Here is a 14,993-nt window from a genome sequence, read left to right as displayed (position 1 = left end):
TCCGCCATAGATGTTGTTCACTTTTTCCGCAGGCGGTTTCGGTAGCTCATGAAGCCGCTGCGGACAGCGGCGAGCAGTTCAGCGAGCGTGGGGTAGCTCCGACGGGGCATTTCGTAGGACTTCACCACGCCGAAGACGGGCTCCACCTCGTTGAGTTCCGGCGAGTACACCGGGAGAAAGAAGAGGCGCACGCCGCGCTTGCGCAGTTGCCTACGGCGTTGGCGGATGAAGCGGCTGGTGTGGATGTTGACGTTGTCCAGGACAACGGTGCATGGCCGCTTCCCCGTGGGTAGCAACAGCAGGAAGTCGAAGACATCCGCACTGGTGAGGGAGCGGCCCTTCACGGTGAAACGTAGGGCTCGCTGGCCGTCGCGAATGCCGTAGGCGGCCAGGGCGTTGGCGCGCCTGCCCTTGGTGGCCTCATAGGCAATGAGCTTGCGACTGCCTCGGAGCGTCCAGCTGTAGCCCGTCGGCTGCGTGGGTGCGAAGCCGCACTCATCGAGGAAGAAGAGGTCTAGCCTCCGGGCGCGGGCTTTTTTTGAGCGTGGTGAGCTTGCGGCGCGCCCGCTCCACCGCCTCGGGCTGCTGTAGATGCTCCAGGCTCGACTTGGTGCGGCGCCAGCCAGCGCCCAGTTCCGCCAGGTAGCGCTCCGTCTGCCGGGCACTCATTTGAATGCCCACCCCAGCCAATGCCTCAGCCAACTGGGATGATGTCCAGGTACGTGGCTCCGAGAGGAACTTCTCGAGCATGCCCACTACCATGGCGTGTCGCTCAACATCCGGCACTGGCCCCGGTAGCTTGTGCTCCAACGCATCCAGGCCCTCGTGGCTCCAGGCCTTGAGCACACGGCGCACAGTAGCCGCATGCACTCCCAGGTACTCCGCAATCCGTGGGGGCGACCAGCCCGAGGCGGACAGAAGAATCATCTCCACGCGGTCGCGCTCCCACGGAGTGGCCCAGGACGAGCGGCCCCGCTCTCGGAGCCGCTCCCTATCCTCTGGGCTCACATCTGCACGCAGCATCGCAGATGTGTACAACATCTATGGCGGACCGCTTAGTCCCGGCTGTACACCCGGCCCGGAGCTGTCTCCGGGCTGGGTCCGAGCTGAATGAAGGGCCCGGAATCCAGGGGAAACCCAGGAGACTCCGGGCCCTTCGCCGTTTCCAAGCCCTCGCGCGGGGCCTTCCCTCCGCCTCCCGGGCTGGGTTGCGGCATAGTCCTCCGGGAGTCGACCCGGGAGAGGATGATGCCGAGTGAGGACACCGGGGGGGACCGAAACAACGGAGCGGTAGCGCAGCAGGGGCGGGAGGCTTGGAGTCGTGCACTCTGGGCGCGGTTGGTGGAACGGCTGGATGCGTTCATCCCGGAAGCGCTTCGCCAGGGCGACTCCCTGGAGCTGAGCCGGGCCCGAATGGTGGTCGGGTTGTGCTTGTGCCTGACGGGGGGCTCCCTGGTGTTCCTTGGCCTCCTGCGGCTCACCCCGTACGCGTGGAGCATGGGGGTGATGAGCGGGCTGTGCGGTGGGGGCTTTCTGGGAGTGTTGGCGCTGCTGCGTTGGCGCGCCTCAACCCGTCTTCCAGCGCTGCTGCTGTGCTCCATGCTGTCGGGGGTCATCGCCTTCACCACCCTCCACATGGACATGCTGGCCATGGCCACGCATGCCGCGAGCGTGCTGGTCCCAGTCATGGCCGTCTACCTGCTGGGGTGGCGGATGGGCCTGGGCTTCTCCGTGCTCTCCATCCTGACGCCGCTCGTCTTCTACCCGTTGACCACCTCGCCCCCGGGCCTGAGTGCCATGGAGTGGTCGCTGAGCATCTTCACGGCCATCTTCGCCGTGTTCGGCTGGGCGGTGAGCTCCTTGTTCTTGTCCTTCCGGACGGAGGCGCACGCGACGCTCGAACAGACGCGCAAGACGCTGCTCGAGAACGAGGGCGAGCTGTCCAGCCTCATCGAGAGCACCGATGACGTCGTGTGTTCCCTGGATGTGGAGGGGCGGCTCATCACCGCCAACCAGTCGGCGAAGCACTACTTCCAGCGCATCTTCGGTGAGGAGATTTCACCCGGGGAGTTCATCTTCAGCGCGCTGCCTCCCGAGCGGCAGCTGCGCTGGAAGGAGCGGCTGGAGCGCGCCCGGGGCGGCAACCGTCTGAAGGAGGAAGTGAGCCTGCCGGCGTTCCAGGAGGGTCGCAAGCTGGTCGAGCTGGAGCTGACCGTCAGCCCGGTGCGGAGTGAGCAGGGCGAAGTGGTGAGGCTCACCGTGTTTGGGCGGGACGTCACGGAGCGCAAGGCGGCCGAGGCGCGGCTGAGTGAGTTGCACCGGGGATTGGTGGATGCCTCGCGCCAGGCGGGCATGGCAGAGGTGGCCACGGGGGTGCTGCACAACGTAGGCAACACGCTCAACAGCGTGAACGTGTCGGCGAGCCTCGTGGCCGAGCGCCTTCGCGGCCTGCGGGTGTCCAGTCTGGAGAAGGCCGTGCAGTTGCTGCGCGAGCACGAAGCGGATGCGGGCACCTTCCTCACCGAGGACCCGCGAGGCCGGCAGTTCCCGGCCTACCTCGAGGCACTCACCGCCCAGCTTGTGCAGGAGCGCGACGCTGTCCTGACGGAGCTACGGGCCCTGTGCGACGGGGTGGAGCACATCCGGGTCGTGGTGGGTATGCAGCAGCAGTACGCGCGCTTCTCCGGGGTGGTGGAGGAGGTGTCGCTGCCTGAGCTCATCGATGGTGCGCTGCGCTTGCAGACCGTCTCCTTCGGGCGGGCGGGCATCGAGGTTCGACGCGAGTACGCTGACGTGCCGTCGATCTGGGTGGATCGGCACAAGCTGCTTCAAATTCTGATCAACCTGCTGAGCAACGCGCGCCACGCGGTGAAGGAGGGTGGCCGCCAGGACGGATGTCTGACGCTGCGTGTGGTGCCGGGCGATGCGGGACGCGTGTGCATCATCGTGGCCGACAACGGGATGGGCATCGCGCCGGAACACCTGCCCCTCCTCTTCACCCACGGCTTCACCACGAAGAAGGACGGGCACGGCTTCGGGCTGCACACCAGCGCGCTGGCGGCGGAGGAGCTGGGCGGCTTGCTCTCCTGTGCGAGCGCCGGCCGCGGCCAGGGCGCCACCTTCTCCCTCGAGCTGCCCGTGCGCAAGGAGCGGCCTCGGGAGGAGGGGAGCACGGCGACACGGTGAGGCGACCTTGCATCTCCGAAGCATGAGATGCCGAACGCACGTCTTGTTTGCATGCTCGACCCGCCCGGTGGCTTGAGAGCAGACTCGGGACGGGAGCCTTCATGCCAGCCACGTCTCTTCCCGTGCACAACCCTCGCGCGCTCGCGCGGCGCATCGAGAACGCCCAGGCCGAGCAGATTGACCGGACGCCCATTCCCTCGCGGCAGGGGGTCCCCTCGCTCCGCGTCGCCGGTGGACGGGCTTTGTTTCTCGGGCCCCGCTCGCCGTACTCGGCCGCTGTCGGCGTGGGGCTCGATGGGATGGTGAGCCTGATGGACCTGGATCGCATTGAGGATCTGCTGGGGCAGGGTGGGGGCGCCGTCCGCATCGAGCTCAATCCGTTCAGTGAGCCCTCGCTCTCCGCGAAGCTGGGCGCTCGGGGCTACCGGGTGGAGCGCTTCCTCCAGGTCTGGTGTCGGCCGCCCTCGCCCGTGCCGCCGCCCGTTTCCGGTGTCGAGGTGCGGCCGGTGCGCCCGGGTGAGGAGCGGCGCTGGGCCGAGCTCTTCTTCCTCGCCTACTTGGGGCGGCCCGCCTCTTCCGAGCTGGAGCTGGCCGGTGGGATGGGCATCGTCCGCACGCGAGGCAACACCTGCTTCCTGGTGCTCCAGGAGGGAGAGCCCCGGGGCGTGGGCGTGGCCTCGGTGACGGACGGCGTGGCCCTGCTGTCCGCGGATGCTGTCGTGCCGCTGTTCCGGGGGCGGGGGCTTCAGCTCGCGCTCATCCACGCGCGGTTGGCCTGGGCCGCCGAGCAGGGGGCTGATGTGGTGACGGCCTCGACGGAGCCGGCGACGGCCTCTCAACGCAACTATGAGAAGGCGGGCTTCCGCTGCGTGTACCCGAAGCTCGTGATGGTGCGCCCGCCCGATGCCTCTTATTGAGCGGGCCGTTCCTCAGGCCAGGGCCATCTCGAAGCCAGTGCGCCCCGCCGGGAAGTGCTCCCGCGTGATGCTGGCTGGCGTCACCGCGTAGAGGTGGAAGTCCAGTCTCCGCTGGAAGAAGCCCTCCAGCGCCGGCGCGAGCGGATCCTCCTCACCCTGGTACAGCGAGAAGAAGTGGTAGCCCTTGCCATGGTGGTCCGCGTACACCTGCTCCACCAGTGCCCGCAGGATGGCCGGGTCCTCTCCCGCCACGCTTGTGTTGCACAGGTAGAAGTAGCGGAAGTCGTTGCCGGGGGCGGGCAGCCGCGGCGCTCGCAGCACCGTGGCCATCGCGTCGTAGCCCCACTTCACCCACCGCATCGAGCCCCGGTATGCCATTACCCGGTAGCGCTTCACTGCCTCCGGGTCCCACGCCGAGGTGCACCCCACCAGCTTCCCGCCTCCATCGAAGGCCAGATAGCAGCCCTCCACGCTCATCCCCGGCCAGCGCTCCAGCCGGTGCCGCAGCTCTCCCTGGTCGTACCGATAGCCGAAGGGCCGCGTGCGGTGGTCCGCGTCCAGCATCGCCTCCATGGCTGGGAGGTCTTCGGGCGTGGCTCTCCGCACGTGAAAGCGGCCCGGCTCTGGCTCGCGGCGGCGGGTGAAGTGCACCGACACCGCGGAGAAGCGGCGCAGCAGCGCGTAGTGCGGCTGGGCCTCGCGGCGCTTCTTGCGCTTCACCAGCGCTTGCAGCGCCGCCGCGTTGCTCGCCATCACCGACGTGAGGAACGCCTCCACGCCCAGCCGTTGGGCTGTCTCCTCCAGCACCGGACCGTAGAAGCGCGCCAGGCCCCGGCTCCGTCTCGCGGAGAAGCGCGTGCGGAGATCTCCCAGGTACCCCACGCGGCACGGACGGCCTTCCAGCCAGCCCTCTCTCACCAGGATGGCTCCCATTCCGTCCAGCCCGTTCTCCACCTCGTTCACCCAGAGCTCGGCGTCCCCTCGCTGCATGTCATACAGGCCGAAGAAGTCCGGCGAGCGCTGCGTGGCCAGCACCAGCTCGCCCTGCATGGGCACCGCGCCGAACAGCTCCAACAGTTGGGGGTTGTCTTCACGTTTCGCGCGGCGGAGGAGACTCATGCGGCACCCAGCGTACGCGAGCCGGGCTCACGGTGGGCGGGGACACGGTGGGCCTCGGTTGCCCGGGCAGCGGCCAGGGGCGCCTCACGGTGGCAACCCGGGACGTCCGATACCCTCACCCCCGCCCTCTCCCGGTGGGAGAGGGAGTCAGGGCTTCAGCAGACCATCGTGGATGGCTGTGTTCCGTGCGTCCTGCACGACTCCTTGGATGCGGCCCGAGTCCGGGAAGAGTTTTTCCGCCACCTCGCTCAACCGCAGCGCCTTCTCCAGGGACTCCTTCGTCCGCTCGTGTATCCAGGCGCGGAGCAGTCCCGCCCAGGCGTCCTCCAGCGTCTTCAGCGCTTTCGTCGCTCCCTCCTCGTACAGCGTCGTCGCTTCCTCGGGCGCGTTACGGATGGTGTCCAGGAAGTAGCCCAGCTCCACCACAGCGTTGGCTTCCCGCGCTGAAACCTGGACGGCCTGCTCCAAGAGTCTCTGGACTTCCACGAAGGCTGCTTCGGCCTCCACCCCGGGCTCGTCCGTCAATTGGAGGAGCCGGCCCAACTCCAGCAGCGCCGGAGTGAACGTGGGGCACTCCGCGAGAAGCTCGCGATACCGTTTCACCTGCTCCCGTCGAGACGCTTCCGCGCCTCCGCCCTTCCGGGCCTCGCGAAGCCTTTCGAGCAGCTCCTCGACGGTGGGATGCAAGAGCGTCTTCGTCATTGCACCTTCTCCATCAACCGCTCCTGCTGCTCGATGAGCTTCTCGGCCAGCTTCAGCTGCGCCTGGGTCGCCAGCGTGAAGTCCCTGCGCTCCAACAGCTGCTTGATTTGAAAGAGGGTGAGGTCACGCAGCTGCGAAGGAAAATCCGCCACACGTTGCAGCGTCGCCGGCACCTGCCCCAGCCTCGTGTTGAGCAGCGTGATGCGCTCCAGCATCTTCGCCGCCACCTGCTGGGAGATCAGTCCCGCCGCCGCCGACTCGGCGATCAGCGCCTGCGCCTCCGCGAACTGCCCCTGTGCGATCAGCGTCCAGATGCGCGCCGAGACCGTCCCGCCCTTGCTCCGCGTCTCCTCCTTGGATTCCTCCGCCCCGCACGCCCCTTCGTCTCCCCGGGCACACTCCACCCTCAGCCCGCTTCCGGGCTCCTCCCTCCGCGCTGCCTCTCCATGCCCACACCCAGCGGCGCACAGCAGCGCCCAGGTGCCTAGCAGGGCCTTCCAGGTACGCACATTCCACCCCGATTGGAGCAAAATACGGTTATTCCGGAGTTAGCCACGGGTGGATGTCGGGTGTCAAGTTGTAACCCATCACGTCGGGTGACGTCACGGGTGATTTCCCATCACCCGCCCTCTGCCGTCACCTCAGAAGGCGTAGCCGATGGAGAAGGAGAGCACTGGCAGGTGCACGTACCGCTCGAACGTCCTGTCCAACGCCCCCTCCGCCAGGCGCGAGAAGGCGGTGACCAGCAGTGGCTGATTCGGCTCGAACTGGGGCTCCACGCGGCTGTTGGAGTCCAGCGTGAACGCCGCTCCCAGCGCCGTGCGCCCCGTCCACCCCGCGCCCAACCCCCAGCGCCAGCCCACTTCCACGTCCAGCATGTGCAACACCGAGCGCACCCGGTACTCGCGGTCCAGCACCGTCTCGCCCTCGGGCGGCTCGAGCCCCGTCAGCGTCACCAGCACGTCCTCGGTATTCACCTCGCCGCCGAGCGACACCAGTCCGTAGCCCCCGTCTACGTACAGCCCCAACCTCGGGAACGGTCTCCAGCCCACGTGCGTCCGCCACACCAGCGAGTTCTTCAGCGAGCTCTCGATGAGGTCCGCCTCGTTGCGGCCGTACGCGCCCAGTTTCACCGCCACGTCGTTCACCACCGCCATGTACGCCGGCGGCAGGTAGCCCAGTGAGGTCGACAGACGCAGCCTCCACGGGGACTCGACTCCCAGGCGCCCGCCTACCGACAGCGGGAAGTCCGTGTTCGCTTCCACCGTGATGTCCCAGCCGTGGCCTTCCCGCTTCTCCTCGGCCTCCGCCTGTGTTCCCGCCAGCAGACCCGCGAGCAGCAGCAGCGCGCTCACTCCGCTCCGTGTCTTCATCGTCGGCCCCCCTCGACTCGCTCAGGCACGGTGGGCATGGCACGTGGGCTTCGCCATGCGGCCAGAGGGCACGCCAGGCGGCCGGGCAGGCGCTCGGGTGGGGCACGGGTTCAACCTGGGGTCCGGGTACCCTCACCCCGACCCTCTCCCGAGGGGAGAGGGGAAATGGGGCTCTAGGGAGTCTGCTGCTCTACGTAGGCCTTGAGCCCCTTGCTCCCCATGAGGGCGCGCCACCCCTCACGCAGCCGTGGGCTCGTGTTCTCGTCCACTCGCCCGAACACCGAGTCCTCCACCCGCACCACCGTCGCGCCTCCCTCTTCCTTCAACGTCAGTCGCGCCGTCGTCGTCGCCGGCCCTCCAAACGCTGGCGTCAGGTGTCCCGCAAGCTCCAGTACCGCCGGTGGCTCCACCACCAGCACCGTGTACCAGAGCGCTCCCGCCTCGTTGCCCCAGTCCTCGTACACCCGGCCTCCCGGGCGCGCCTCGATGACGAAGTCCTTCGGCGTCTGGCCTACGTAGAAGTCCCTCGGCCACCACCGGCCCGCTTCCTCGACCAGCGCCTTCCACACCCGTTCCCGTGGTGCCGCGATCGTCACCTCCACCTCCACCCTCGCGATTCCCACTCCGCTCGAGGCCTGCATCATGTCTCCTCCTCCTGGTCCGCGGTCTACCACCCCCGGCGCCAGTGCTCATGCATCGTGGTGCGTCCCTCCGCCGGCCTCCTTTGGCGCCGAGCACGGCAACTCGACGGTGAAGGTGGAGCCCCGCCCCGGAGCGCTCTCGACATGGATGCGGCCGCCCATGGCTTCCACCGCCTGATGCGTGATGAAGAGGCCCAGTCCCAGGCCGCCATAGTGCCGCTCCGACACGCCTCGCTCGAACCGGCCGAAGATGCGCGCGCGCACCTTCTCGTCCATGCCGATGCCCGCGTCTCGCACTGTCAGCCGGGCCCACCCCTCCTGCTCCTCCACTCGCAGCAGCACGGGCCCACCCGCGCCAAACTTGAGCGCGTTGGACAGTAGGTGGGTCACCACTTGCTCCAGCCGCAGCACGTCCCACTCGCCCGTCACCCGAGTGGGGGTCTCCATCTCTACCGCACAGCCTGCGCGCGCTGCCTGTGTCTCGAAGCCCACCGCCACGCCGCGCACGATGGTCGCGAGGTTCACCTCGCGCTCGCGGCGCAGGGGGAGCCGGCCGCGGGTGATGCGCGTGGTGTCCAGCAGGCTCTCTACCAGCGACGCCATCCGTCGCACCTGCCCGCGCGCCACCTCCACGTGCCCGCGCAGCCGCTCCACGTCCGGCGTCTCCGCCTCCAGCCCCTGCCACATCAACTGCAGGCGCAGGGCCAGTGGCGTCAGCGGTGTCCTCAGCTCATGGCTGGCCACCGACAGGAACTCGTCGCGCAGGCGCACCGCCTCGCGCAGTTCCACCACCAACCGCTCTCGCTCCGCTTCCACCCGCAGGCGCTGCTCCTCCAGCGCCTCCCGCTCTCGCTCCCGCAGCTCCGCCTGCTGGCGCCGCAGCGTCTCTCGCTCCCGGTGCAGCTCCACGAAGACCCGCACCTTGGCGCGCAGAATCTCCGGCTCCACCGGCTTGCGCAGCCAGTCCACCGCCCCGCTCGCGTACGCCAGGTTGTGCTCCTCGGGGGGCGCGCCCGTCAGGAAGATGAGCGGCACGTGGCTCTGCTCCGCATTCTCCCGCATCAGCCGCGCCGTCTCGAAGCCGTCCAGGCCCGGCATTCGCACGTCCATGAGCACGAGGGCGAAGTCCTCGTCCTCGATGCAGTGGAGCGCCTCTTCTCCCGAGCAGGCCTTCACCAGGTGCAGCGAGAAAGGCCCCAGATGGCGCTCCATGGCCAAGAGGTCGGCAGGTTGGTCATCCACCAGCAAGACACTGGTGCGCGGCGCATTCCCTGCTTGCACGGCTCCTCCCACGAACCTGGCTCTGCCGCCGTCTCACGAACGGGGCGCGAAACAGCAGAGATGTGTAACGCATCGCCTGAGGACGGGTGTCCTGGAAAATATACGGTCCTCCTTTCTCCGTCGGAGGGCTCGTCCGCTTAATCGTTGAGGGACCGGGCAACCGGGCGGTGCTCAGTGTAGGTCCGCCTGCGCGGGCGGAGGGGGCAGCCGCGTCTCGGGCCCGGCCAGCGGCAGCACGATGTGGAAGGTGGAACCCGAGCCCGGTGTGCTCTCCGCGTCCACTCCTCCACCCAGTGCCTCCACGAGCTGGCGCACGATGTACAGCCCCAGTCCAAAGCCACCGTACTGGCGTACTGGCACCGCGCGCTCGAACTTGCCGAAGATGCGCCCCAGGTCCTGGGGCGAGATGCCGATGCCATGGTCCGTCACCTCCAGCAGCGCCATGGCCCCGCTGGAGTGCACCTGCACTTCCACCGGCGCCCCCGCCCCGTATTTCAAGGCGTTGGACACCAGGTTGGTCACCACCTGCTCCAGCTTCGTTCGGTCCCACCGGCCCACGATCTGCTCGTCCGCGCGCAGCTCCAGGCTTGTGCACGTGCGCTGGGCTTCCTCCTGGAAGCGCTCCATCACCTCGCGCACCACCTGCACCAGGTCCACGTTGCTCAGCTCCAGCTGCAGCCGCCCCTCCGCCAGGCGCGATATGTCCAGCAACTCGTCCATCATCCTCGCCAGCTTGTGCGACTGCCGCTGCGCCTTCTCCAGCCGCTGGGCCGTCTCGGCGTCCTCGGGCCGTTCGCTCTGCTTCGCCCGCTTCAGCAGCGTGTGAAGCTGCAGGCTCAGCGAGGTGAGCGGCGTCTTCAGCTCGTGCGAGGCCACGCTCAGGAACTCGTCGCGCAGCCGCACCGCCCGCTCCGCCTCTGCCCGGGCCTCCTCTGCCTCCTCGAAGAGCTGTGCCCTCCAGCGCGCCTCGTGCTCTCGTTGGGTGACGTCCAAGGCCAGCCCGAGTGTGCCCGCCGGCTGCCCCTCGGCGTCGTGCAGCGGCACCCAGTGCGTCTCGTACATCAACCCGTTGCTCAGCAGTATCTTCGAGAAGAACTCCTCCCCCGCGAGCGCCTGCCGCACGGCCTGCAGCACGGTGGGCTCGGTGCGATAGAGGTCGAACACGGACATGCCCACCGACTGGCCGGGCTTGAGCCCCAGGGACTCCAGTGCGTGGCCCTCGGAGAGGGTGAGGAGGCCGTCGCGGTCCAGCGCGAAGAGCACCACGGGCGCCTGGGCGATGAGTGAATGGAGCCGGGCATCCGTCTCCTGGGGAGGGGTGGACTCCGTCGGCTTCCAGTCCGACAGGTCCAACGCGAAGGTCACCACGCGCCCCCCACCCAGGTTCGCCGAGCCCAGCAGTACCGGCATGCCGTTGTCGTTCTTGCGCAGCAGCGTGCCCTCGTGGGACTGGAAGACGCCATCCGCGCGCAGCCGCCGCAGGGTGCTCTCCGTCACGACGCGCTCGCGAGGGGGCGTCAGCAACGACCAGGTGAGGTGCTCCTCCCGCACGTCCTCTCGCGAGTAGCCCAGCATCCGCAGCAGGGTGGGGTTGGCCTCTAGGATGCGGCCATGGACGTCGCTGATGAATAGCCCCAGCAGGTCCGAGTCCCACAACGCGCGCAGGCCGTTGAGGCGGGTGTGCTCCGCCTCCATGTGGTGGAGCCGATCCAGGAAGCGTCCGAAGTGAAAGCCGAGCGTGGTGGCCAGGGTCATATCCGCCGCGCGGTCTTCCCGGGGCTCGCGGCTGAACAGCTCCATGACCCCCTGCACGTGGCGGCCACCCAGTACTGGCAGGAAGAGGGCCCCGTGCAGCCCATGCCTCGCCGCCGGTTCCATGCGCAGGAAGCGCACGTCCTGGGTCACGTCCTGGCTCCAGATGGGCTCCCGGCGCGCCCAGGCCTGCCCCGGCAGCCCCGTGGGAGGCGCAAAGGTGCTTTGCAGGGTGACGTGCACGAAGTCGCCCAGGCCGCCGTCCGCCGCCCACACGGTGAGGGGCACCAGCACGCCATCCCCTCGCTCCAGCCGCCAGTAGGTGCCCAGCACCCAGCCTTCCAGCTGCCCGCAGGCCCGGAGGACGGCATACGCGGCCTCCTCCTCGTCCAAGGCGGACGAGAACACCTGCGTCAAGGCTGCGTCCAGCACGTGTACACGCTGGCTCAGCCGCAGTTGCCGCTCGAGCTCCACCTGGGCCTCCAGCGAGCGCAGGGAGACGATGAGCAACCCCTCGTTCTCCCCCCCCGGCCAGGGGGAGAGTCGCACCTCCACCTCTCGCGGGCGGCCATCTCGCCGCAGGGCGCTCGTCCGAAAGGGCTGGCGAGCCATGGATGGGGGGGGCGGGTTTCCCCAGGACAGCTCCGGCAGCCCCCCGGGAAGCACCTTGGAGACGGGGCGTCCCAGCAGCTCCAGGCGGGACCAGCCCAGTAACTCCTTCAGCCCCGCGTTGGCATGGAGGACGCGGGCAGAGCGGTCCAGGGCCAGCATGGGGTCTCCCAGGGAGTCCAGGACGCGCCGCACGTCGATGTCCATGCCCGAGTGCCTCCCCGGTGTACCTCTGGTCCGGGTGACTGCCCTCGGGGGCGAAGCGGAGGACCTCGCCTCCCGGGATCCCGGTTCACCGGAAAAAGATAAGAACGGTCCGCTCCCCCGCCGGACCGACTCTTTCTTCTTATATAAGGGCGCCGGCATGGGCAGCGCTCGCTGCCCTGGTTGGAAAGGAAGGACACATCATGAGGAAGTTTCTGGTGGTGACGTTGATGCTCGCCGTGGCGGGCTGTCAGCAGCAGGGCTCCGGCGGGGGCAGTGGTGCCGCGGCCACTCCGCAGACGGATGATCAGAAGACCTTCTATGCGCTGGGCCTCACGCTGGGCCGGCAGATCCAGGTCTTCGACATGACTCCCGAGGAGCTGGAGTTCGTGAAGGCGGGCCTGACGGCGCAGGTGACGGGCAAGGAGCCCACGGTGGACATCCAGGCCTTCGGGCCGAAGCTGCCGGAGCTGGCGCGCACCCGCTCCACGGCCCGCGCGGAGAAGGAGAAGGAGAAGTCCAAGAGCTTCCTGGAGCAGGCGGCCAAGGAGGAGGGCGCGGTGCGCACCGAGTCCGGCCTCATCTACAAGTCGCTGACCGAGGGCTCCGGGGCGCAGCCGTCGGCCACGGACATCGTGAAGGTGAACTACCGGGGCACGCTGCCGGACGGCAAGGAGTTCGACAGCTCCTACAAGCGCAATGAGCCGGCCCAGTTCCCGCTCAACGGCGTCATCAAGTGCTGGACCGAGGGTGTGCAGAAGATGAAGGTGGGCGGCAAGGCCAAGCTGGTGTGCCCGTCCGACCTGGCCTACGGCGACCGCGGCACGCCGGGCATCCCCGGTGGCGCGGCGCTCGTGTTCGAGGTGGAGCTGCTCGACGTGCAGAAGAACGAGCCGCCCCCGATGCCGACGATGCCGGGCCAGCCCACGGCTCCGGGCCAGCCGGCGGAGCCGGGTGGTCAGCCGGCCAAGAAGTAACCCTCCCCAGGGCCGAGTGTTTCTCACGGGCCATCGGGTTGCCTCCCCTCACCGGGGCGGCACCGGATGGCCCGTCGTCTTTCTTGCACCGGGCTGGACAGGCTCTGGCGTGGGACGTGGGGTCGCGTTACGCCGGAGAGCGCTCCAGGGCACGCGTGTGACAGAGGCCCGGAGGAGAGGACACTCGGATGAGCCTGCGGATGATGCTGGGGTGTGCGGCGCTGGTGTTGCTGTCCCTGGGAGGCTGTGCGTCGAAGCAGGGCGCGGAGCAGGGCGCCCTGGAGGTGGATCGGCGCGAGGAGCTGGGCGGCCTGACGGAGAAGGAGTTCCAGGCGCTGCACGAGCTGAAGGCGGAAGCGGCGCCGCCCCGCAAGGGGCAGATGGTGGAGATTGCCGGTGCGAGGGCCTACCTGAGCCTGCCGGAGAAAGTGCACAAGCCCATCCCGGGAGTGATTGTCGTCCACGAGTGGTGGGGGCTCAACGAGCACATCATGCACTGGGCGGACCGGCTGGCGGCCCAGGGCTACGCGGCGCTAGCGGTGGACCTGTACGGCGGCAAGGTGGCCACCACGCCCGAGGAGGCGATGGCCGCCATGAAGACGGTGGACCCGAAGCGCTCGCGGGAGATCCTCCAGGCGGCGCACCAGTACCTGATGACGTCGTCGCGGGTGCAATCGACGCACACGGGGGTCATTGGCTGGTGCTTCGGAGGCGCGTGGGCGCTGCGCGCGGGCATGGCCATCCCGGAGCTGAATGCGGTGGTGATGTACTACGGGAAGCCGGTGCTCAACGTGGACGAGCTCAAGACCATCAAGGCTCCGGTGCTGGGCATCTTCGGCTCGAAGGACGAGTCGATTCCCAACGACGTGGTGGAGGAGTTCGACGAGGCGTTGTCGGACGCCGGGGTGGCGCACCGCATCCTGAAGTACGACGCGCCGCATGCCTTCGCGAACCCCTCGTCGCCGGGGCGCTACAACGCCGAGGCCGCGGCCGCCGCGTGGGAGCAAGCGAAGGCGTTCCTGGCCGAGCACCTGAAGCAGTGAGCCAGGTAGGCCTCGAACCGCATGGCTCAGTACGGCTTCTGTCCCACGTAGTTGCCCGGGGGCGCGTAGTCGCACACCCAGAGCTGCCACGTGGGGAACTGCGAGCCGAACGGGGAGTTCTTCGTGCAGATGGCCGTCGCGCACCCCACCTGCGTCGTGTTGCGCCACACCACCTGTGTGTAGTGGCCGCATACCTTGCCCGGCGCACACTTGTTCGTGGAGTACGTGTAGTCGGCCGACTCGGACATCCAGTCCGCCACCACCTGCGCGTTCGTCTTCGAGCCTGGAGGCGCGGCCGCGGCGAGGTTCTCCCCGTACTTGCCCCGGTTCTTGTTGTGCTCGAACTTGCACTGGTTGGCCCAGGCCTGTGCCACCTTCGCTGCCTCCGGGGACCAGGTGAGCGGGGGCAGCGCCGGGGACGGGGTGGGCTTCGCTTTTGACCGCGCCTCGTTGTGCGCGGCCACCATCTCGGTCGCGAGGGATGCGCTGGCGCTGGGGCTTGCCTTGGGTTTCGCGGCCGCTAGGCAGCTCAGGGAGAGGGCGAGTAGGGGAAATCTCGTATGGCGCATGAGGGCTCCTTTTCCAACACCCTCACCCTAGCCCTCTCCCTGAGGGAGCTTCGTCAGGCTTTCTTGGCCTTGGCGCTGTTGAACATCCAGTTGATGCCGAACTCGTCGGAAACCACGCCGAACAGAGCACCCCAGGGGGCGTCGATGAGCGGCTGGACGACCTTGCCGTTCGTTGCCAGCGCGTCGAAGCAGCGCCTGGCCTGATCAGGATCATCGAGTTGGAGGGCGACGCTCACGTTCCCGCTCTGTGAGGGCGCCTCATCATCCTTGGAGCCGTCGCTCATCAACAGCACCGCGTCGCCCACCTGCAGGGCCGCGTGCATGACCCGGTTCTTCATCGCCACGGGACAGCTCCCGTCGACGTCTCCGAACCGCTGCATCGTCTCGACCTTCGCGCCGAGAGCGCGCTGATAGAGAGCGATGGCCTGCTCGGTCCTGCCGTTGAGGAGGAAGTACGGGGTCACTGCTTTGATCGTCATGTCAGAGCCTTTCGGTTGAGAGAACGACGCCCCATGGGAGCGCCTCAACCGATAGACGGTCAACCCCGTCCGAAGTCATCGGTCCACAGTGCGATTTGTGTGACTCGCCCCCCCCTCCAGGCCTGCCCGTCCCTGCCGCGC

General features: G+C 68.2%; 15 protein-coding genes. 4 read left to right on the top strand and 11 right to left on the bottom strand.

The annotated features are described in order from the left end of the window. Positions 1-17: 17 nt before the first annotated feature. Entirely contained in the window at positions 18-593 is a 576-nt protein-coding gene (locus tag OV287_RS50805) for a transposase (RefSeq protein ID WP_267542271.1), read from the bottom strand. Next, a complete protein-coding gene (locus OV287_RS50800; protein ID WP_267533035.1) occupies positions 496-933 on the bottom strand; it encodes a helix-turn-helix domain-containing protein in 438 nt (145 codons plus the stop codon). Before OV287_RS50800 ends, OV287_RS50805 begins: the two co-directional genes overlap by 98 nt. Positions 934-1,245: 312 nt before the next feature. Here OV287_RS50800 and OV287_RS50795 point away from each other — a divergent pair, with 312 nt between their 5' ends. Continuing rightward, positions 1,246-3,186 carry an ATP-binding protein gene (locus OV287_RS50795; RefSeq protein ID WP_267541327.1) on the top strand — a complete coding sequence of 647 codons (1,941 nt, stop codon included), beginning with the start codon at positions 1,246-1,248 and terminating at the stop codon, positions 3,184-3,186. A gap of 101 nt (positions 3,187-3,287) precedes the next feature. Beyond that, positions 3,288-4,103, top strand: a complete 816-nt coding sequence (locus OV287_RS50790; protein WP_267541326.1) for a GNAT family N-acetyltransferase — start codon at positions 3,288-3,290, stop codon at positions 4,101-4,103. Between the two features lie 12 nt (positions 4,104-4,115). Here OV287_RS50790 and OV287_RS50785 read toward each other — a convergent pair whose 3' ends face one another. The 7 genes from OV287_RS50785 to OV287_RS50755 all read right to left on the bottom strand — a co-directional run bounded on the left by OV287_RS50785 (position 4,116) and on the right by OV287_RS50755 (position 11,787). Further along, complete coding sequence (locus OV287_RS50785) at positions 4,116-5,222, bottom strand: hypothetical protein (protein ID WP_267541325.1); 1,107 nt, start codon at positions 5,220-5,222, stop codon at positions 4,116-4,118. Positions 5,223-5,369: 147 nt separating this feature from the next. Continuing rightward, entirely contained in the window at positions 5,370-5,924 is a 555-nt protein-coding gene (locus tag OV287_RS50780; protein WP_267541324.1) for a hypothetical protein, read from the bottom strand. Continuing rightward, the gene (locus OV287_RS50775; protein WP_267541323.1) at positions 5,921-6,433 is read right to left on the bottom strand and encodes a hypothetical protein; all 513 of its coding nucleotides are present in this window, start codon (positions 6,431-6,433) and stop codon (positions 5,921-5,923) included. Before OV287_RS50775 ends, OV287_RS50780 begins: the two co-directional genes overlap by 4 nt. Positions 6,434-6,565: 132 nt before the next feature. Further along, positions 6,566-7,297 carry a hypothetical protein gene (locus tag OV287_RS50770; RefSeq protein ID WP_267541322.1) on the bottom strand — a complete coding sequence of 244 codons (732 nt, stop codon included), beginning with the start codon at positions 7,295-7,297 and terminating at the stop codon, positions 6,566-6,568. Positions 7,298-7,470: 173 nt separating this feature from the next. Continuing rightward, a complete protein-coding gene (locus OV287_RS50765; protein WP_267541321.1) occupies positions 7,471-7,941 on the bottom strand; it encodes an SRPBCC family protein in 471 nt (156 codons plus the stop codon). 45 nt (positions 7,942-7,986) lie between these two features. Then, positions 7,987-9,219 (bottom strand): hybrid sensor histidine kinase/response regulator, encoded by a 1,233-nt coding sequence (locus tag OV287_RS50760; RefSeq protein WP_267541320.1) that lies wholly within the window; start codon positions 9,217-9,219, stop codon positions 7,987-7,989. A gap of 171 nt (positions 9,220-9,390) precedes the next feature. Further along, complete coding sequence (locus tag OV287_RS50755) at positions 9,391-11,787, bottom strand: ATP-binding protein (protein WP_267541319.1); 2,397 nt, start codon at positions 11,785-11,787, stop codon at positions 9,391-9,393. A 200-nt stretch (positions 11,788-11,987) separates the two neighbouring features. Here OV287_RS50755 and OV287_RS50750 point away from each other — a divergent pair, with 200 nt between their 5' ends. Beyond that, positions 11,988-12,761 carry an FKBP-type peptidyl-prolyl cis-trans isomerase gene (locus tag OV287_RS50750; protein WP_267541318.1) on the top strand — a complete coding sequence of 258 codons (774 nt, stop codon included), beginning with the start codon at positions 11,988-11,990 and terminating at the stop codon, positions 12,759-12,761. 188 nt (positions 12,762-12,949) lie between these two features. Next, positions 12,950-13,804 carry a dienelactone hydrolase family protein gene (locus OV287_RS50745; RefSeq protein WP_267541317.1) on the top strand — a complete coding sequence of 285 codons (855 nt, stop codon included), beginning with the start codon at positions 12,950-12,952 and terminating at the stop codon, positions 13,802-13,804. A 26-nt stretch (positions 13,805-13,830) separates the two neighbouring features. On the opposite strand, the gene OV287_RS50740 is transcribed toward OV287_RS50745, so the two are convergent. Continuing rightward, complete coding sequence (locus tag OV287_RS50740; RefSeq protein ID WP_267541316.1) at positions 13,831-14,373, bottom strand: CAP domain-containing protein; 543 nt, start codon at positions 14,371-14,373, stop codon at positions 13,831-13,833. A gap of 53 nt (positions 14,374-14,426) precedes the next feature. Continuing rightward, entirely contained in the window at positions 14,427-14,852 is a 426-nt protein-coding gene (locus tag OV287_RS50735; protein WP_267541315.1) for a VOC family protein, read from the bottom strand. Positions 14,853-14,993: the final 141 nt, after the last annotated feature.

The sequence above is a fragment of the Archangium lansingense genome, assembly GCF_026626635.1.
GTDB classification, from domain to species: Bacteria; Myxococcota; Myxococcia; order Myxococcales; family Myxococcaceae; genus Archangium; species Archangium lansingense.
Note: the sequence above shows the minus strand (reverse complement) of the source record. Positions and strands in the feature narration are given on the sequence as shown.

What these genes read in the sequence shown, in the direction of transcription:
- OV287_RS50770 (WP_267541322.1), bottom strand. Translation starts at nt 7,297, where the DNA reads ATGAAGACACGGAGCGGAGTGAGCGCGCTGCTGCTGCTCGCGGGTCTG.
- OV287_RS50780 (WP_267541324.1), bottom strand. Translation starts at nt 5,924, where the DNA reads ATGACGAAGACGCTCTTGCATCCCACCGTCGAGGAGCTGCTCGAAAGG.
- OV287_RS50740 (WP_267541316.1), bottom strand. Translation starts at nt 14,373, where the DNA reads ATGCGCCATACGAGATTTCCCCTACTCGCCCTCTCCCTGAGCTGCCTA.
- OV287_RS50795 (WP_267541327.1), top strand. Translation starts at nt 1,246, where the DNA reads ATGATGCCGAGTGAGGACACCGGGGGGGACCGAAACAACGGAGCGGTA.
- OV287_RS50765 (WP_267541321.1), bottom strand. Translation starts at nt 7,941, where the DNA reads ATGATGCAGGCCTCGAGCGGAGTGGGAATCGCGAGGGTGGAGGTGGAG.
- OV287_RS50735 (WP_267541315.1), bottom strand. Translation starts at nt 14,852, where the DNA reads ATGACGATCAAAGCAGTGACCCCGTACTTCCTCCTCAACGGCAGGACC.
- OV287_RS50785 (WP_267541325.1), bottom strand. Translation starts at nt 5,222, where the DNA reads ATGAGTCTCCTCCGCCGCGCGAAACGTGAAGACAACCCCCAACTGTTG.
- OV287_RS50750 (WP_267541318.1), top strand. Translation starts at nt 11,988, where the DNA reads ATGAGGAAGTTTCTGGTGGTGACGTTGATGCTCGCCGTGGCGGGCTGT.
- OV287_RS50790 (WP_267541326.1), top strand. Translation starts at nt 3,288, where the DNA reads ATGCCAGCCACGTCTCTTCCCGTGCACAACCCTCGCGCGCTCGCGCGG.
- OV287_RS50755 (WP_267541319.1), bottom strand. Translation starts at nt 11,787, where the DNA reads ATGGACATCGACGTGCGGCGCGTCCTGGACTCCCTGGGAGACCCCATG.
- OV287_RS50745 (WP_267541317.1), top strand. Translation starts at nt 12,950, where the DNA reads ATGAGCCTGCGGATGATGCTGGGGTGTGCGGCGCTGGTGTTGCTGTCC.